The sequence below is a fragment of the Pseudomonas pharyngis genome (assembly GCF_021602345.1).
Taxonomy (GTDB): Bacteria; Pseudomonadota; Gammaproteobacteria; order Pseudomonadales; family Pseudomonadaceae; genus Aquipseudomonas; species Aquipseudomonas pharyngis.
In genome coordinates, this window is the sequence record NZ_BQID01000008.1 from 253,476 (window position 1) to 270,279 (window position 16,804).

General features: G+C 61.5%; 14 protein-coding genes, 6 tRNA genes and 1 pseudogene. 5 read left to right on the forward strand and 16 right to left on the reverse strand.

The genetic code is table 11. The features are described from left to right. Positions 1-90 precede the first annotated feature (90 nt). From L6D74_RS18265 to L6D74_RS18290, 6 genes are all read right to left on the reverse strand, one after another. Positions 91-166 (reverse strand) — tRNA-Gly (locus L6D74_RS18265). 2 nt (positions 167-168) lie between these two features. Beyond that, positions 169-244: transfer RNA gene (locus L6D74_RS18270), tRNA-Glu, on the reverse strand. A gap of 60 nt (positions 245-304) precedes the next feature. Continuing rightward, positions 305-380 (reverse strand) — tRNA-Gly (locus tag L6D74_RS18275). 3 nt (positions 381-383) lie between these two features. Beyond that, positions 384-459, reverse strand: a tRNA-Glu gene (locus L6D74_RS18280). 104 nt (positions 460-563) lie between these two features. Further along, a tRNA-Gly gene (locus L6D74_RS18285) sits at positions 564-639 on the reverse strand. Between the two features lie 2 nt (positions 640-641). After that, positions 642-717 (reverse strand) — tRNA-Glu (locus L6D74_RS18290). A 388-nt stretch (positions 718-1,105) separates the two neighbouring features. Between L6D74_RS18290 and L6D74_RS18295 the strand changes: the two genes are divergently transcribed. Continuing rightward, positions 1,106-1,864 (forward strand): hypothetical protein, encoded by a 759-nt coding sequence (locus L6D74_RS18295; RefSeq protein ID WP_011335462.1) that lies wholly within the window; start codon positions 1,106-1,108, stop codon positions 1,862-1,864. 602 nt (positions 1,865-2,466) lie between these two features. On the opposite strand, the gene L6D74_RS30135 is transcribed toward L6D74_RS18295, so the two are convergent. The 4 genes and pseudogenes from L6D74_RS30135 to L6D74_RS18310 all read right to left on the reverse strand — a co-directional run bounded on the left by L6D74_RS30135 (position 2,467) and on the right by L6D74_RS18310 (position 6,898). Next, positions 2,467-3,348 carry a methyl-accepting chemotaxis protein gene (locus L6D74_RS30135; protein ID WP_371857911.1) on the reverse strand — a complete coding sequence of 294 codons (882 nt, stop codon included), beginning with the start codon at positions 3,346-3,348 and terminating at the stop codon, positions 2,467-2,469. Next, positions 3,328-4,431, reverse strand: a pseudogene (locus L6D74_RS30140) (HAMP domain-containing protein); the annotation flags it as partial. The gene L6D74_RS30135 and the pseudogene L6D74_RS30140, both read right to left, overlap by 21 nt. Positions 4,432-4,539: 108 nt before the next feature. Beyond that, entirely contained in the window at positions 4,540-5,940 is a 1,401-nt protein-coding gene (locus L6D74_RS18305) for an aminotransferase-like domain-containing protein (RefSeq protein WP_085647418.1), read from the reverse strand. Between the two features lie 196 nt (positions 5,941-6,136). After that, a complete protein-coding gene (locus tag L6D74_RS18310; protein WP_236189972.1) occupies positions 6,137-6,898 on the reverse strand; it encodes an SDR family oxidoreductase in 762 nt (253 codons plus the stop codon). A 228-nt stretch (positions 6,899-7,126) separates the two neighbouring features. Here L6D74_RS18310 and L6D74_RS18315 point away from each other — a divergent pair, with 228 nt between their 5' ends. Beyond that, positions 7,127-8,131 (forward strand): NADP-dependent oxidoreductase, encoded by a 1,005-nt coding sequence (locus L6D74_RS18315; protein WP_236189973.1) that lies wholly within the window; start codon positions 7,127-7,129, stop codon positions 8,129-8,131. Between the two features lie 52 nt (positions 8,132-8,183). Here the strand turns inward: L6D74_RS18315 and pyrF are convergent, their stop codons facing one another. After that, complete coding sequence (gene pyrF, locus L6D74_RS18320; RefSeq protein WP_007960372.1) at positions 8,184-8,882, reverse strand: orotidine-5'-phosphate decarboxylase; 699 nt, start codon at positions 8,880-8,882, stop codon at positions 8,184-8,186. Between the two features lie 295 nt (positions 8,883-9,177). Between pyrF and L6D74_RS18325 the strand changes: the two genes are divergently transcribed. The 3 genes from L6D74_RS18325 to xopAW all read left to right on the forward strand — a co-directional run bounded on the left by L6D74_RS18325 (position 9,178) and on the right by xopAW (position 11,944). After that, entirely contained in the window at positions 9,178-9,927 is a 750-nt protein-coding gene (locus tag L6D74_RS18325) for a response regulator (RefSeq protein ID WP_064600917.1), read from the forward strand. Beyond that, on the forward strand, positions 9,927-10,976 hold the full coding sequence (locus L6D74_RS18330) for a sensor histidine kinase (protein ID WP_134334272.1): 1,050 nt from the start codon (positions 9,927-9,929) through the stop codon (positions 10,974-10,976). Before L6D74_RS18325 ends, L6D74_RS18330 begins: the two co-directional genes overlap by 1 nt. A gap of 110 nt (positions 10,977-11,086) precedes the next feature. Then, complete coding sequence (gene xopAW / locus L6D74_RS18335; protein ID WP_236189974.1) at positions 11,087-11,944, forward strand: EF-hand domain-containing protein; 858 nt, start codon at positions 11,087-11,089, stop codon at positions 11,942-11,944. Positions 11,945-12,527: 583 nt separating this feature from the next. Here xopAW and L6D74_RS18340 read toward each other — a convergent pair. From L6D74_RS18340 to L6D74_RS18360, 5 genes are all read right to left on the reverse strand, one after another. Continuing rightward, positions 12,528-13,568, reverse strand: a complete 1,041-nt coding sequence (locus L6D74_RS18340; protein ID WP_039772850.1) for an AI-2E family transporter — start codon at positions 13,566-13,568, stop codon at positions 12,528-12,530. A gap of 70 nt (positions 13,569-13,638) precedes the next feature. After that, a complete protein-coding gene (locus L6D74_RS18345) occupies positions 13,639-14,445 on the reverse strand; it encodes a DUF4892 domain-containing protein (protein ID WP_085610692.1) in 807 nt (268 codons plus the stop codon). 127 nt (positions 14,446-14,572) lie between these two features. Next, entirely contained in the window at positions 14,573-15,427 is an 855-nt protein-coding gene (locus L6D74_RS18350) for an alpha/beta hydrolase (RefSeq protein WP_064598615.1), read from the reverse strand. Further along, positions 15,424-16,230: an alpha/beta fold hydrolase gene (locus L6D74_RS18355; protein WP_039772855.1), complete on the reverse strand. Its 807-nt coding sequence runs from the start codon at positions 16,228-16,230 to the stop codon at positions 15,424-15,426. The genes L6D74_RS18350 and L6D74_RS18355 overlap by 4 nt, the downstream gene beginning before the upstream one ends. 118 nt (positions 16,231-16,348) lie before the next feature. Then, positions 16,349-16,792, reverse strand: coding sequence for a hotdog fold thioesterase (locus tag L6D74_RS18360; protein WP_007957810.1), 444 nt, complete (start codon positions 16,790-16,792; stop codon positions 16,349-16,351). Between the last annotated feature and the right edge of the window lie 12 nt (positions 16,793-16,804).

Here is a 16,804-nt window from a genome sequence, read left to right on the forward strand (position 1 = left end):
AAAAAAGGACCGTGAGGTCCTTTTCTATTGCCTGACAAAAACAGCACAAACAAAAACGCCGCTCATCACTGAGCGGCGTTTTTGTGAATTTGGAGCGGGAAACGAGACTCGAACTCGCGACCCCGACCTTGGCAAGGTCGTGCTCTACCAACTGAGCTATTCCCGCAATGGCGTCCCCTAGGGGACTCGAACCCCTGTTACCGCCGTGAAAGGGCGGTGTCCTAGGCCACTAGACGAAGGGGACACAGGCTACAACTTTCACTAATAAAAACGCCGCTCTTTGCAAAGCGGCGCTTTTTGAATTTGGAGCGGGAAACGAGACTCGAACTCGCGACCCCGACCTTGGCAAGGTCGTGCTCTACCAACTGAGCTATTCCCGCAAATGGCGTCCCCTAGGGGACTCGAACCCCTGTTACCGCCGTGAAAGGGCGGTGTCCTAGGCCACTAGACGAAGGGGACACGCTACCCGGAACACATGGTGTGTGTTTCGGTGTCCAGATCCGCCTCCGAAGAGTTGGCTCTGGTTTCACTCAGCACCGCCCTGAAGCGTTGCTGTTTAAAATTGGAGCGGGAAACGAGACTCGAACTCGCGACCCCGACCTTGGCAAGGTCGTGCTCTACCAACTGAGCTATTCCCGCATTGGCGTCCCCTAGGGGACTCGAACCCCTGTTACCGCCGTGAAAGGGCGGTGTCCTAGGCCACTAGACGAAGGGGACACACTACAACATTCACTCCCTGCCGCGTTTCGCTGTGTGCTTTACGCTGCAAGTGGCGCGCATTCTATGGATGGATTGAAAGGTCGTCAACCCCCAGATATAAATTTATTTAAATCAATGACTTCGACCTGCTTTACGCACCGTTTCCGGCTTTTGCGTCGCCCGACGATTGACGCCTATATTCCGACACTCGCCAAGGCGTTATAGTCCACGGCACAGGTGATGGCAATCTGCACCCCAAGGGCCAGCATTTATATAAGCCGGTTCCTGGCCGATACAGATTCAGCTTCGCCGATCCAAACCCGTCGAGCGGCGCTAGGCTCCTGTATGCCAAGCCACTACACTCGCACGCGAACCCTATAAAGAGGTCTTACCGGTGACACCACTCATGATCACCCTGCTAGTCATAGCCGGGATCGCAATCTTGATCGCCATTGGCTACATGAACCATGTGGTGGAAAACACCAAACTGGAGAAGGCCCGCACCAAGGTCGAACTCAACGACCGCCTGCGCCGTTGCGGCGAACTGACCGAAACCTTCCCCGGCCAGTTCATGACCCCGGCCCTCAAGCTGCTGCTGACTCGCCTCGAGCTGAACGTCTGCCAGCGCCTGCTGAACCTGGAAAAGACCAGCGCCACCACCAAGGCCCGCATCACAGAACTCAGCGCCCTGGTCGCCCAGGGCGAATCGATCCCGGTCAACAACCCGCCGGCACCGATCCAGACCGAAGCCAAGGCCAAAGACGTCCGCTTCCTCCTCGAAGCCCTCCACGGCCAAATCACCCGCGCCGCGCAGGACGGCTTCCTGCCACCGAACGAAGCCAAACACTGGATCCGCGAAGTCCGCCACATCCTCGTATTGCTGCACATCGAGTTCTTCAACAACCTCGGCCAACACGCCCTCCAGCAAAACCAGCCAGGCCAGGCCCGCCTCGCCTTCGAACGCGGCGTGCAATACCTGCGCAAACAGCAGGACCCGCAAATCTACGCCGAACAACTCCAATACCTGGAAAAACTCCTGGCCCGCGCCAACGCCCAGGTCATGGACAAGATCGCCCCGGTCGAAGGCGAAGAAAACCAACTGACTGCCGGCCTCAAAGATGTCGAGGCTGACGCGGACTGGAAGAAGAAAGTGATTTACGACTGAGTGCAGTCGGAGAGAGAAGCCACCGGGAGGTGGCTTTTTTATTGCCCGCGAGAAAGATAAAAATCAAAAGCGCCCTCACCCTAACCCTCTCCCGGGGGGAGAGGGGACTGACCGCATTGCTTGGGGGAGGTACGCCGACGTGAAAAACCGAGTCGCACTCAGTTTTTGAAACACATGCAACTCAACTCACACTGCCGCACCTTCTGCCTCTTCTACTCTTGCTTCTGCTTTGGCTTCGGATTCCCACCACTCAAAACGATGAGCGTTAGCTCGAGTACCGCTTTTGACGTACCGGCCCCTTCGGAAGGCTGAGTGGAGGGATTTATCCGGGGGTGGGAGCGCAGCGACCGTGCGGCGCAGCCGCATGCATCGAGAGGAGGTGCAGCGAAGCAAACCGTAGGCGATGCCCCCGGATGAATCCCGGAACGAAGGAACACCGAGCCACAGCGAGGTGCCGAACGCAGGGGCCCAGCCTTTTGGTTCCTTTTTGGCGTCTGAAAAAGGGACTCGCCGTAAGGGCGAAACCGCCAGCGGCAGCACCCGAAGCAACGGATATTCACCCCAAACAACCAACAACCTGGTCGGCCCAAAGGCCGCCAAGGTCAAAGCCGGAAATGCCCCACCATCCCCCGAAGCTCACTCCCCAACTGCGCCAGCTCAACACTCGAAGCCGCATTCCCGCGCATGGCAATCGAAGACTGATCCGCACTCGCCCGAATACTCGTCACACTGCGATTGATCTCCTCGGCCACCGAACTCTGCTCCTCGGCCGCCGCCGCAATCTGCTGGTTCATCTGCTGAATCAACGAAACCGCCGCCGCAATACTCCCCAGGGCGCTTTCGGTCTGCAACGCATCGCTCACCGCCAGTTTCACCAGTTCGCCACTGCTCTGAATCTGCTGCACCGACGAATGCGCCGCCGAACGCAAGGCACTGACCAGCCGCTCGATCTCCTCGGTCGACTGCTGCGTGCGCCGGGCCAGCGCCCGCACTTCATCGGCGACCACCGCAAAACCCCTGCCCTGCTCGCCCGCCCTCGCCGCTTCGATCGCCGCGTTGAGCGCCAGCAGATTGGTCTGCTCGGCGACACTCTTGATCACTTCCAGCACCGTGCCGATGTTCTGGATTTCCGCACTGAGGCTTTCGATGCTCGAACTGGCCGACGTCGCCGAATCCGCCAGTTGCTCGATCCGCGCCATGCTCTGGCGCACCACCTGCTGACCGCTTTCGACCTTGCCATCAGCGGTCTGCGCTGCGAGCGCCGCTTCTTCGGCGTTGCGCGCCACATCATGAACGGTGGCGGTCATCTGGTTCATCGCCGTCGCCACCTGTTCGGTTTCCTCTTTTTGGCTGCTGACCTCAAGGTTGGTCTGCTCGGTCACCGCCGACAGCGATTGCGCCGAACTGGCCAACTGTTCGATACCCGCCTGCAACCCGCTGACAATCGTGCTCAAGCCCGCGCCCATCTGCTGCATGGCCAGCATCAATTGACCGATTTCATCACGGCGCGATACCTCGATCGTTCCACTCAAATCACCGGCCGCAATCTGTTGCGCCACGTGAATCACGCTGCGCAACGGTGCAACGATCAACCGGGTAATCACCCACGCCGCAATCAGCCCGACGAGCAACGCCAGCGCCGATGAGCCAATGATCAGCACCGAATTCTTTTTCAGTTCGCTCTGCATGGCGCCGTCTTGCGCAACATAGGCCTGTTGGACCCGCGCCACGACTTCGTCGGCCCGTTGGTGCAGCTGTTGATAGACAGTCTTTTCCTGGGCCAGCAACCCGGTGTACTCGGCCAGCTTGTCGCTGAAACCGGCAATGTGCCCGGACACTTCATTGAGCACCGTCAGATAGCCTTCGTCCTTGACCGTGGACTTAAGCTGCTCGGCTTGCGCCTGGGCTTGCGCAGCCTGCTCGATATTGCCCTGACCTGCGCTGTCATCACCCTTGCGGCTTTGATCCAGGCGTACCCGCGCCTCGTTCATCGCCTGCAGCATCAAGCGTGAGACCTGACTGACCTGGCCGGCCTGCTCGATGAATTGCGCCCCGTCCTTGCCCTCGCTGTCTTTCAGAGTGTACGCGCCGTCGTCGGCCAGACCGGCCTGCAACACATCGAGATTGTTGGCGACGCTGGACACCGACCAACTGGCCATCTCCAGCGCCAGATCCTTGGCCTGGGACAACGAGACGAATTCATCGAACGCCTTGCGGTACGCGCCCAATGACTGTTGGACGTCGTTCATGACCGGCTCATTGCCCGGCGACAAAATCTTGAGTTGGTCGGCCATGGCGATCAGACCGTCGACACCTTCGTGCAAGGCCTCGACGGTTTTCGGGTTGCCGTGCAAGGCGTAGTCCTGCTCCAGCAGCCGCACCTTGAGCAGGCCACTGTTGAGCGATGACATCTGCTTGAGGCCATCGAAGCGCTGGCTGATGGTTTGCAGGGACCAGACGCCAATGGCAGCTACCAGTGCGGTCAGCAGCAACACCAGCACAAACCCGATACCCAGTTTTTTTGCCATACCGAGGTTGGCAAAACGTCCTTGCACGGCCGAAATCATTGCGCGTAGTCCCCTGCCATAGTCTGTTGTCGAAGATTCGCAACGGCCTTGAACCAGCACAAGTCTCTGGCGTCGGAATAATGGCAAAAAGCTACGCACGCGTCGTTTTCAGAACGTTCGAGGTCGATCCATGGCTGTATCGCGAAAAAACTGCCGTGCCCGGGGATCGCAGGCGTAAGCCACGTTGATCCGCTGCCAGTCGCAGGCTTCGCCACTGGGACTGAACGACGTTGCGCAGGACAACTGCACACCGCATCGCAGAGCATGCCTGCGCAGGCGCGCCTCATCGGCCACTGGCGAACGTGCCCAGATGAACAGGCCGCCCGTGGGCTTGCCGAACACCTCCCAGTCAGCGTCTTCCAGCGCCTGAAGAGCAGCCGCACGATCAGTGGAAAGCCGCTGACGCTGACGCTGTACCAGTTTTCGATAGGCACCACTGGCAAGCATCCCGGCCAGCACCGCCTCGCAGAACCTTGGGGTCCCCATGCAACTGATCATCTTGACCCGCGCCATCCGCTCGATCAGCTCGCCATCGGCCAGCACGAAACCAACCCGTAGCGAGCTGCTCAGGGTCTTGGAAAAACTGCCGACGTAAATGACCCGCCCCTCGTCATCCAGCGCTGCCAGGCGAGTGCCGCTGCCGTTGTGCAGGTCGGCATAGACATCATCTTCTATCAGCCGCAGGTCGTAGATCCTGCTCAGCTGCAGGATGCGTCGGGCGACCGCCGGCACCAGGCAACTGCCCGTGGGATTGTGATGATGACTGTTGATGAACAGCGCCGAGGGTCGGAACTGCTGCAGCAACGCCTCGAGGGCCTCGACATCCGGCCCGCCCGCCATGCGGCGAACCTCCAGCATGCGCACGCCGTGCAAGCGCAGGAGATCGAACAACGGCGCATAACCGGGGGTTTCTACCACGACGCAATCACCGGCCTTGAACAAGGTCCGCACGATCAGGTCGAGTGCGTGGCTGGCGCCGGCGGTAGTCATCACCTGCTCGTCAGCAGCCTTGATATTCAGCAATCCGAGGCGCCTGACAATCTGTTCGCGCAACGCCGGCAGCCCAAGAGGCGTGCTGTAGTTGAACAGGCTGGCCATGTCGGCGCGTGTCACCTCGCGGATCGCATAGCCGAGATCATCGGGCTCGCGCCAACTCTCTGGCAGGACGCCACTCCCCAGCGTCAAACCGCCGCGCCATCGGAGGGCCGGATCGCCCCCGGTGCGCTCCCCTTCACACCCGGAGCCATCGATCGCCTTGCAACAATCGGGCGACGAAGCCGCCACCATGAATCCCGAGCCCTGACGCGAGGCCAGAACTCCTTGCGCCACCAGGCGCTCGCAAGCCTCCATGACGCAGGACTGGCTGAGCAGATTGCACCGTGCGATCTCGCGCACGGAGGGCAGACGTGTCGTCGGCGGCACCTGCCCCTGCATGATCCACTCGGTCAACCCGTCAACAATCTGCTGTACGACCGGCACCATTGCCTGTCGGTCAATTCTCAATTCCATGAGCACGCAAACTCCTGTCCGTTTTTGCTGGCGGCAGTAAATCACAGCCACGCCCTTGAGGCTGTGCGACAAAACCGCCAAAAGGCTCCGTTCTCACCATTTGAAACACATTGTTTAGCGGACTAACGGAACCGCTCCCGAGGCGAAAAAAAACCCGCCAGTGGGCGGGTCGTTTATTGACTCGGTCGACGCCACCTTAGAAGGCGGTCACGCCGCCATCCACGGCCAGCGAATGGCCGATGGTAAAGGCCGCACCGTCGCTGCACAGATACAGCACGGCACTGGCAATTTCCTCGACCTTGCCAATGCGCCCGACCGGGTGCATGGCGTTGGCGAATTCACCTTTTTTCGGGTCCGCTTCATAGGCGCGACGGAACATGTCAGTGTCGATCACCGCCGGGCAGACGGCGTTGACGCGGATTTTCTTCTTGGCGTATTCGATCGCAGCCGACTTGGTCAGACCGATCACCGCATGTTTGGAAGCCGCGTAGATACTCATCTTCGGCGCGGCGCCCAATCCAGCCACCGACGCGGTGTTGACGATAGCCCCGCCACCCTGAGCCAGCAGCAACGGCAGCTGATACTTCATGCACAGCCAGACGCCCTTGACGTTGACGCCCATGATCGCGTCGAACTCGTCCATCGAGCCTTCGGCCAGTTTGCCCTTCTCGATTTCGATCCCGGCATTGTTGAAGGCGTAGTCGAGACGGCCGTAGGTATTGATCACCTCGTCCATCAGATTTTTCACTTCGCTTTCGACGGTCACGTTGCAGCGCACGAAGGTCGCTTCGCCACCGGCTGTACGAATCAGCGCCACGGTGCCCTCGCCCCCGGCCGCATCCAGATCGGCCACCACCACTTTCAGACCTTCGGCGGCGAATGCCTGGGCCGTCGCGCGGCCGATGCCGTTGGCCGCGCCAGTGACGACGGCTACCTGACCGGAAAACGTCATGCTCATTGTTATGTCCTCGAATGCGGGGGAATGGATGAAGGCAGCATAGCCACAGGGGCCTGAGTGACGTCAGCACTATCAGAAGGCCGGTTAGGCTTGCATGAATCGCAGTGATGAAACCCAGGCCTGCACTATCACCGTACTGGATCAGCCTGCATTCGCCCCGTGAGCCAACCTTGCGGCATCGCTCATGAAGGTCTATCAACAAGGCTTCATTCAATTCGAGTGCCTGTCATGACCAACCAGACCAATCGCCAGTTCCTGCTCGCCAAACGCCCAGTGGGCGCCGCCACCCGCGAGACCTTCACCTATCAGGAAGTACCGGTCGGCGAGCCGGCGGCAGGGCAGATTCTGGTCAAGAACGAATACCTGTCCCTCGACCCGGCCATGCGCGGCTGGATGAACGAAGGCAAGTCCTACATTCCGCCGGTGGGTCTGGGCGAAGTCATGCGCGCGTTGGGCGTAGGTAAAGTCGTCGCGTCGAACAATCCGGGGTTTGCCGTCGGCGACTACGTCAACGGTGCCATTGGCGTGCAGGATTATTTCCTCGGCGAGCCAAGAGGTTTCTACAAGGTCGATCCGAAACTGGCACCGCTGCCGGTTTATCTGTCCGCACTGGGCATGACCGGCATGACCGCCTACTTTGCCCTGCTCGATGTCGGCGCGCCGAAGGCCGGGGACACCGTGGTGCTGTCCGGTGCCGCGGGCGCGGTCGGCAGCATCGCCGGGCAGATCGCCAAAATCAAAGGCTGCCGGGTGGTCGGCATCGCCGGCGGCGCGGACAAGTGCAAATTCCTGGTCGATGAACTGGGCTTCGACGGTGCCATCGACTACAAGAGCGAAGACGTGCTCGCCGGTCTCAAACGCGAATGCCCGAAAGGCGTGGACGTGTATTTCGACAACGTCGGCGGCGACATCCTCGACGCCGTACTCAGCCGTATCAACCTGAAAGCACGCGTGGTGATCTGCGGCGCGATCAGCCAGTACAACAACAAGGAAGCGGTCAAAGGCCCGGCCAACTACCTGTCGCTGCTGGTCAACCGAGCGCGGATGGAAGGCTTCGTGGTGATGGATTACGCCGCGCAGTACGCCAGTGCCGCCCAGGAAATGGCCGGGTGGATGGCCAAGGGTCAGCTCAAGAGCAAGGAAGACATCGTTGAAGGCCTGGAAACATTCCCCGAGACCCTGGGCAAACTGTTCAGCGGCGAGAACTTCGGCAAGCTGGTGTTGAAGGTCTGAAATCAATGAAGGGAGCCATCGGGCTCCCTTCATTGTTTCTTCAGCTATTCGCTCAGGCCAGTTCGGCAACCACCGAGGCCAGTGCCTTGGCCGGATCCGCCGCCTGGCTGATCGGACGGCCGATCACCAGATAGTCGGAACCGGCATCCAGCGCCTGCCGCGGGGTCAGGATGCGACGCTGGTCGTCCTGGGCGCTGCCCGCCGGACGAATCCCCGGGGTCACCAGTTGCAGCGATGGATGCGCGGTTTTCAGCGCAGTGGCTTCCAGCGCCGAGCACACCAGACCGTCCATCCCGGCCTTCTCGGCCAGCGCCGCCAGACGCAGCACCTGCTCCTGCGGCTCGATGTCCAGACCGATACCCGCCAGATCCTCACGCTCCATGCTGGTCAGCACGGTCACGCCGATCAGCAACGGCTGCGGACCGCTGCGCTTGTCCAGCTCTTCACGGCAGGCCGCCATCATGCGCAGGCCGCCGGAACAGTGAACGTTGACCATCCACACGCCCATCTCTGCCGCGGCTTTTACCGCCATCGCCGTGGTGTTGGGAATGTCGTGGAATTTAAGATCCAGGAATACTTCAAAACCCTTGTCACGCAGGGTGCCGACGATTTCCGCGGCGCAACTGGTGAACAGTTCCTTGCCCACTTTGACCCGGCACAGTTTCGGGTCCAACTGGTCAGCCAGCTTCAGTGCGGCGTCACGGGTAGGGAAATCCAGGGCGACGATGATAGGAGTCTGGCAGGCGGACATGGATGGGCTCTCAGGCAAGTCGAAATCGGCGCGCATTGTAGCGGAACCGGCGGCGGCGCGGCACCCGATGATCGGTAAATCGTCGCGCCAACCGTGATCAGCATAGCCTTGCAGGGTATTGTGTCGAACCCGATACACAACCGACACGCCGGCAACATGCGCCCGCGCTAGCCTCGCCAGCCGCAACAAGTCCTTACAGCAGCCCTTCCCGCCTCACGGCCGGACGCCTATGCTGAAACCACAACCTCGCAGCCTATCTTTGTGGTTGGCGGCCTACTGGCAGATGAACAGCCTCATGCACAACTCCCAAGCCTCCGTGAACGACGAGCAGAAAGACGACAAGCGCTGGAACATCCGCGCGCTGATCGTCGACGATGACGTGCCGATCCGTGAATTGATGATCGACTACCTGGCCCGCTTCAACATTCACGCCAGCGGTGTCACCGACGGCGCGGCGATGCGCCAGGCGATGCAGGCCGAACATTTCGACGTGGTGGTGCTCGACCTGATGCTGCCCGGCGAAGACGGTCTGTCGCTGTGCCGCTGGCTGCGCGCTGAATCCGATATCCCGATCCTGATGCTCACCGCCCGCTGCGAACCTACCGACCGGATCATCGGCCTGGAACTGGGCGCCGATGATTACATGGCCAAGCCGTTCGAACCCCGGGAACTGGTGGCGCGGATCCAGACGATTCTGCGTCGGGTGCGCGACGACCGCAGCGAACAGCGTGCGAACATTCGCTTCGACAACTGGCGCCTGAACAGCGTCCTGCGCCAGCTCATCGCCGACGATGGTCTGGTGGTGCCGCTGTCCAACGCTGAATTCCGCCTGCTCTGGGTGTTCATCGAACGCCCGCGCCGGGTGCTCAGCCGCGAACAGTTGCTGGACGCCGCCCGTGGCCGCTCGATCGAAGCCTTCGACCGCAGCATCGACCTGCTGGTCTCGCGCCTGCGGCAAAAACTCGGCGACGACCCGAAAGCCCCGCAACTGATCAAGACCGTGCGCGGTGAAGGCTACCTGTTCGACGCCCGGGACATCGGCTGATGCGGGCGCGCTTCGACACGCTGTTCGGCCGCCTGTTTGGCATGCTGTTGGTGGCGATCGTCCTGGCGCACCTGCTGGCCTTTGCCTGGTTCCGCCTCTACGGCCCACCGCCCCCGCCACCGCCACCGGAGTTCTCGCAAAACCTCGACGGTCAACAGCCGGCTCAGGATCCACGCTACCCGCCCCGTCCGCCGCGACCCTGGTTCGGCGGGCCGGTCGTGCCGCTGACCTTCCAGTTCATCTCGCTGATCATCGCCGCCTGGTACGGCGCCAAGCTGCTGACCCGACCGATCCAGCGTCTGAGCGATGCGGCCGAGCGCCTGAGCGAAGACCTCGACAGCCCACCACTGGACGAAACCGGCCCGCGGGAAGCACGGCAGGCTGCGTACACCTTCAACCTGATGCAGCAGCGCATCCGCGAACAGGTGCAGCAACGGGCGCGGATGCTCGGCGCCGTCTCCCACGACCTGCGCACCCCGCTGTCGCGACTGAAACTGCGTCTGGAAAATATCAGCGACGACAAACTGCAGGGCCAGATGCGCCAGGACCTGGACGACATGATCGGCATGCTCGACGCCACCCTCACCTACCTGCACGAACAGCGCACCAGCGAAGCCTTGCAATTGATGGACGTGCAGGCGCTGGTCGAATCACTGTGCGAAAACGCCCAGGATCAAGGCGCCGACGTTCAGGTCAGCGGCCACTGCGCCCCGCTGCAGGTACAACCGATGGCCCTGCGCTCGTGCATCAACAACCTGATGGACAACGCCCTGCGCTACGCCGGACAAGCGCACATCGAACTGCAAGACCAGCGCGAACAACTGCTGATCCGCGTCATCGACCACGGCCCGGGCATCGCGGCGGACAAGCGTGAAGCGGTATTCGAGCCGTTCTTCCGCCTCGAAGGCTCACGTAACCGCAACTCCGGCGGCGTCGGCCTGGGCATGACCATCGCCCGGGAAGCGGCGCAACGCCAGGGCGGACAACTGACCCTGGCAGAAACCCCCGGCGGCGGCCTGACCGCCGTGATCCAACTGCCTCGCCACTGATCCCGACTGTGTACCGGCCGGTACAAACCTCACATACCCACGACACCTTGCACCATAAGGCTGCATAAGCCGGTACACCCACCGGTTTTCCAGTCCAAGGAGCGAGCCCGATGATCGGTAGCGTCAGCAACTACACGAGCTATACCAGCACCAGCAGCACCTCCACACAAAACGCCCGCAGCCAGCAACTGCAAAAGGAACTGTTCGCCAAACTCGACAGCAACGGCGACGGCGCGGTGGATCAGGACGAACTCGGCAGCGCCCTGTCGCAGAAGTCCAACGACGGCCTGCTGGTCAGCCTGAGCAAACAATTCGGCGATCTGGACAGCGACGCCAGCGGCAGCCTCAGCGCCGAAGAAATGACCGCCATGGCCCCACCGCCACCGCCCCAAGGCGACCAGGCCCCCAACACCGAACTGGCCGACGCCCTGATCAGCGCCCTCGACGCCGACGGCGACGGCGCCATCAGCAGCGACGAACTGAGCAACGGCCTGACCAGCGCCGGCAGCACCGCCGACAGCAGCAAAATCTTCTCGGCCCTGGACAAAAACGAAGACGGCGTCGTCAGCCAGGACGAACTCGCCGCCAGCCTCACCCCACCGCCACCCCCGCCCCCACAAGCCTCCCGTGACGAACTCTTCAGCCAACTCGATGCAGACGGCGACGGCAGCGTCACCGCCACCGAGTTGAGCAGTGCGTTGCAAGCCAGCGACAGCAACTCATCGAACAACACCGACACCGCCGCCGCTCTGCTCAAGGTGCTGGACAGCGACAGCAGCGGCGGTGTCAGCAGCGACGAACTGAAAGCTGCACTGCATGCAGGTCGCGAACGCCCGGATGACGAACAAACCGCCAGCAATACTCAAACCACCACCGAAGCGCTGAACCGGATGATTGCCAATCTGAGCAAGCAGTACTCGCTCGAAAGCACTGCGTCGGTGGGCAAGTATTTGAATGTGGCGACGTGAGATTGGGTGAGGATTTGAGGGACGACTGAGGTTGGCTGGGTGAGTGGTTTGCTTTGGCTCTGCGGTGTGTCATCAAAGCTGCCCTCACCCTAGCCCTCTCCCAGAGGGAGAGGGGACCGACCGAGGTGTTTAAGCGAACTACACCGACGTGAAATACCGAAGTGAACTCAGGTTTTCAAAAACATATACAACCCCACTCCTGATTTGGCTTTGGCTTCCCACCACTCAACACAATGAGCGTTAGCTCGAGTACCGCTTTTGACGTACCGGCCCCTTCGGAAGGCTGAGTGGAGGGATTTATCCGGGGGTGGGAGCGCAGCGACCGTGCGGCGCAGCCGCATGCATCGAGAGGAGGTGCAGCGAAGCAAACCGTAGGCGATGCCCCCGGATGAATCCCGGAACGAAGGAATCCCGAGCCACAGCGAGGGGCCGAACGTCGGGGCCAAGCCTTTTGGTTCCTTTTTGGCGTTTGAAAAAGGGACTCGCCGTAAGGGCGAAACCGCCAGCGGCAACACCCGAAGAAACGGATATTCACCCAATCCCAAAGAACCTGGTCGGCCCAGAGGCCGCCAAGGCAAAAGCCTCAAACCCGAGCCTGACTCTTACTCCAATCCGTCAACAAACTATAAGCCACAGCCAAAAGCGTAGGCCCAATAAACAACCCGATAAACCCAAACGCAATCAACCCGCCAAACACCCCAAGCAACACAATCACCAACGGCAGATTCCCACCCCGGCTGATCAGATACGGCTTGAGCACGTTATCCACGCCACTGATGATGAACGTCCCCCAGATCCCGAGAAACACCGCCATCCCGTACTCGCCCTTCCAGGCCAGCCATGCCGTGGCCGGAATCCACACCAGCGGTGGCCCCATCGGAATCAGACTGAGCAGGAACGTCACGATCCCCAGCACCAGCGCCCCCGGCACCCCGGCAATCAGGAACCCGATCAGCGCCAGCACCGCTTGCGCCGCCGCCGTACCGATCACCCCGTTGACCACCCGTTGCACGGTACCGGCCACCAGATCGATGTAGTACCCGGCCCGGTCACCGATCAGGCGTTCCAGCAGACTGTGCACGAATGCCGCCAGCCGCGGCCCGTCGCGGTAGAAAAAGAACACGAAGACAATGCTCAGGGTCAGCTCGAGAATCCCGCTGCCGATCTGCGCACTGCGCGCCAGCAGCCAGTTGCCGACCTGCCCCAGATAGGGTTTGACCGTCACCATCAGCGCCGCGCCCTGCTGATCGATGCTGTTCCAGATCCCCACCAGCCGTTCGCCCACCAAAGGCACGCCACCCAGCCAGCTCGGTGCCTCGGGCAGCCCGTCGACCTGCACATCCTTGATGAACGCCGTAGCGTCACGCACGTGATCGGCCAGGTTGAAACCCAGCCACACCAACGGCCCCGCCACCAGCAACATCCAACCCATGGTCAAGACCAGGGCCGCGAGGGATTCCCGTCCATTGAGCCAGCGGGTCAGCAAGCGCATCAGCGGCCAGCTGGCAAACGCCAGCACCGCGCCCCAGAACAGCGCCGACCAGAACGGCGCCATCACCCAGAAACTGGCACCAAACAGCACCAGCAACAGGATCTGCACCAACAGACGATCATTATTGGGCATGTGAAATCTCGAAAAAAATCAGTCAGGCAAAGAGTAGGCGAACACGTCGAGCGTGTCCGCCAAAGACACCTTATCGCAACAGATCGATGCGCAGACCTTCGCCGTCGACACTGCCGGTTTCCATTCGCGCGGCGCGCACGCCCTGCCCGATCAGCGCCTGCCGCCAGGCCTCGGCTTTCGGCCCGGACACTGTCACCCGCAAGGTGGTGTCGAGGTTCAGTCCACGGGACAGCAAGCGCAGCCAGGTGTCATCCGGATCGCCGGCGAGCTTTGGAAAGTCCAGCTCACCGGTGCTTTTGAGTTCCCGCAGCAGCGTGGCCGAGGTCGGCAGCAGGTCACCGAGCGGTGCCAGCGCCTCGAACTGTTCGACGTGCAGATAGGCTTTGCGATTGCCCCGGGTGATGCTGTACAGCGCCACCAGCGTGTTGTCGCGCGGGGCCGCGAGCCTCAACAGCAAATAGGCCTGTTGCTCGTCGGCACCGTACAGCTTGGCGTTGCCAAACACCTCGTTGGCCCACAGGCTGCTCTCGCCGCAATCCCGGGCCTGGCACCAGAACAACAGCTGGGCCTCCTGCTTTTGCAGGGCTTCGCGGGCAAGGGTAAAGGCTTCGGTGGCGGAATGCTCCGGCGGCAATTCATAGGTCACCGAGGTGGTTTGCCCCCGGGCGCTGACCTGGCCGTCGAAACGCAATTGACCGCTGATCTTGCGGATCGAGCCGAGCGGGTAGATCCGCTCCAGCTCCACGGCGGGGCGATAGTCGACGATCTGCGCATCGGCCACACGCGGCACAATCGGCAGATCCTGACTGCCCGGCAGATCGGCAGCGATTAGAAAGGGACTGAAACAGCACAGCACCAGCAGACTGATAGATCGCATGGACAGGCTCATCGCAGGGACATGGCCTGGATGCCTTGGGGGCAGTTCGAAGTCGCAGCGGTGTAGAAATCCATCTTGGTTGTCTCCCATTTCAACCCGCCCAGCCTCGACAGTTGCCGGGAGCAAGTCAAGGAATGGCGAAGAACCGATTGAAACAGTCTGCGACAAGCTCGGCCCCGGCCTCATCGTTCAGGTGCAGATGATGCCCGCCCGGCAGCTGTTCCCGGGCAAAGGGTAGACGTTCCAGCAGCTCGGGATGTTTGGCCAGCATGCCATCGGCGGCGACCACCAATTGTGCGGGGCAGGCAATGCGCTGCACGAACGCCATCGCCTGTTCCTGGGTCAGACGCAGCGGCGAAGGCAAAGTCAGGCGGTTGTCGGTGCGCCAGGTGTACCCACCGGGCACCGGCATCAGTCCGCGTTGCGCCAGCAGTTCGGCGGCTTCGCGACTGACCGCCACCAGCCCTTTCATCCGCGCTTCGATCGCCCGGTCGAGGGTGTTGTAGACCGGTTTGCGCTTTTCCCGAAGATCGAGCTGCGCCTGTAAGGCCATGCCCATGCGCTCGGCGGCATTTTCGCCTTTGTCGGTAGGAGGAATAACCCCGTCGATCAACGCCAGATGGGTGATGCGTTCGGGCAACGACCCGGCCAGCACCAGCGAAACAATGGCGCCCATGGAGTGCCCGAGCAGGCCGAAACGCTTCCAGCCCAGTTGTTCGGCGACCTGCAGCACGTCATGGGCGTAATCCCACAGTGCGTAACCGGCGCCGTTCGGCCGGTGCCCGGAATGCCCGTGGCCGGCCATGTCTAGCGCGACGATGCGCAAGCCTTTGAGCTTCGGCGCCAGTCGGGCGAAGCTGTTGGCGTTGTCCAGCCAGCCGTGCAGGGCGATCACCGGCAACCCGTCGTCCGGGCCGAACAGGTGGGCCGCCAGTTCGATATGCGGCAGGCTCAGGCGCACTTCTTCGACGGCCGGGTTCATGCGCAGTCCTTGTCTTGCCGGCGTTCCCAGCGATTGAACAAGTTTTTCAGTAATTGTGCGGTGTCCTGCGGACGCTCAAGCGGAAACATGTGCCCGCCGGGCACGGTCAGCGACTCGCCCTGAGGCAGGCGTCCGACAAATCGGGTGTGGTGGTTCATCACCACGCGGCTCTTGTGTCCACGTACCACCGCCAGCGGCACTTTCAATTGCCGGGTATGCGCAGGACTGGTGTGCGGCACGCCGCGATAGATGCTGATCTCGGTCGCAGGATCGAAGCGCAGACGCAGCTTGTCGCCGACCTTGTGCAGACCGTGCTGCAGGTAGGCATCGAAACATTCCGGATCAAAGCTGCGGAACAGGGTCTTGCCAGCGAAATAACCACGGGCACTGTCCAGATCGGCAAATTCTTCGCGCCGTCCCAGCGTGCGGCCGGCCGGGGTCAGTTTGTCGATGAAACCAAAACGCTTGGCGGCCCGGATCACCCATTGATCGGTGCGGGTCAGCACCGGCGAGTCGAGCATCACCACGCCCCGATACAGTTCAGGGCAACGCAGCGCGGCGTGCAAATGCAGCATGCCGCCGAAGGAATGGCCCACGCCCCACACCGGCTCGTCTTGCTGTTGAAGATGATGGATGAGTTCATCGACCAGGTGATACCAGTTATCACCTGCCGGGAAACGCGGGTCATGGGCATGTTGTTCCAGATGCGCGACCCGGTACTCGGGCGCCAGCGCCGCGAACAGTTTGCCGTAGGTACCCGAAGGGAAACCGTTGGCGTGGGCGAAGAAGATCGGTTGCGACATACCGGCAAATCCAAGAGCGGAAAACAGGCGTTGATTGTCCGCAAGACCGCGTCCTACAGCAATGACCGTAACTGCCAGGAATGATGACAGTCCGGTCAGGGCTATGACGCTGCGGCCATTAACGCGCCGGCGGTTGTTCTCCCAGCGGCACCACCGCCATGGTCAGGCGCGACACACAACTGGCCTTGCCTTCATCGCTGGTCAGGCGGATATCCCAAACGTGGGTGGTGCGGCCGATGTGGATCGGTTTGGCCACCGCCGTCACTCGTCCGCTGCGCAGGCCGCGCAAGTGGTTGGCGTTGATTTCCAGGCCCACGCAATAGAACTTGCTGGCGTCGATGCACAGGTAGCTGGCCATCGAGCCGACCGTTTCCGCCAGCACCACCGAGGCGCCGCCGTGCAGCAGGCCGTAAGGCTGATGGGTGCGATGGTCGATGACCATGCTGGCCGTCAGCGATTCCTCGTCGAAGGACTCGAAGCGAATGTCCAGCACTTCGCCGATGGTGTTTTTCTGGATTGCGTTCAACTGCTCGATGTTCGGAGTGGTGCGCCACAAGGTCATCGCAGGCTTCCT

What these genes read in the sequence shown, in the direction of transcription:
- L6D74_RS18295 (WP_011335462.1), top strand. Translation starts at nt 1,106, where the DNA reads ATGATCACCCTGCTAGTCATAGCCGGGATCGCAATCTTGATCGCCATT.
- L6D74_RS30135 (WP_371857911.1), bottom strand. Translation starts at nt 3,348, where the DNA reads ATGCTGGCCATGCAGCAGATGGGCGCGGGCTTGAGCACGATTGTCAGC.
- L6D74_RS18305 (WP_085647418.1), bottom strand. Translation starts at nt 5,940, where the DNA reads ATGGAATTGAGAATTGACCGACAGGCAATGGTGCCGGTCGTACAGCAG.
- L6D74_RS18310 (WP_236189972.1), bottom strand. Translation starts at nt 6,898, where the DNA reads ATGAGCATGACGTTTTCCGGTCAGGTAGCCGTCGTCACTGGCGCGGCC.
- L6D74_RS18315 (WP_236189973.1), top strand. Translation starts at nt 7,127, where the DNA reads ATGACCAACCAGACCAATCGCCAGTTCCTGCTCGCCAAACGCCCAGTG.
- pyrF (WP_007960372.1), bottom strand. Translation starts at nt 8,882, where the DNA reads ATGTCCGCCTGCCAGACTCCTATCATCGTCGCCCTGGATTTCCCTACC.
- L6D74_RS18325 (WP_064600917.1), top strand. Translation starts at nt 9,178, where the DNA reads ATGCACAACTCCCAAGCCTCCGTGAACGACGAGCAGAAAGACGACAAG.
- L6D74_RS18330 (WP_134334272.1), top strand. Translation starts at nt 9,927, where the DNA reads ATGCGGGCGCGCTTCGACACGCTGTTCGGCCGCCTGTTTGGCATGCTG.
- xopAW (WP_236189974.1), top strand. Translation starts at nt 11,087, where the DNA reads ATGATCGGTAGCGTCAGCAACTACACGAGCTATACCAGCACCAGCAGC.
- L6D74_RS18340 (WP_039772850.1), bottom strand. Translation starts at nt 13,568, where the DNA reads ATGCCCAATAATGATCGTCTGTTGGTGCAGATCCTGTTGCTGGTGCTG.
- L6D74_RS18345 (WP_085610692.1), bottom strand. Translation starts at nt 14,445, where the DNA reads ATGCGATCTATCAGTCTGCTGGTGCTGTGCTGTTTCAGTCCCTTTCTA.
- L6D74_RS18350 (WP_064598615.1), bottom strand. Translation starts at nt 15,427, where the DNA reads ATGAACCCGGCCGTCGAAGAAGTGCGCCTGAGCCTGCCGCATATCGAA.
- L6D74_RS18355 (WP_039772855.1), bottom strand. Translation starts at nt 16,230, where the DNA reads ATGTCGCAACCGATCTTCTTCGCCCACGCCAACGGTTTCCCTTCGGGT.
- L6D74_RS18360 (WP_007957810.1), bottom strand. Translation starts at nt 16,792, where the DNA reads ATGACCTTGTGGCGCACCACTCCGAACATCGAGCAGTTGAACGCAATC.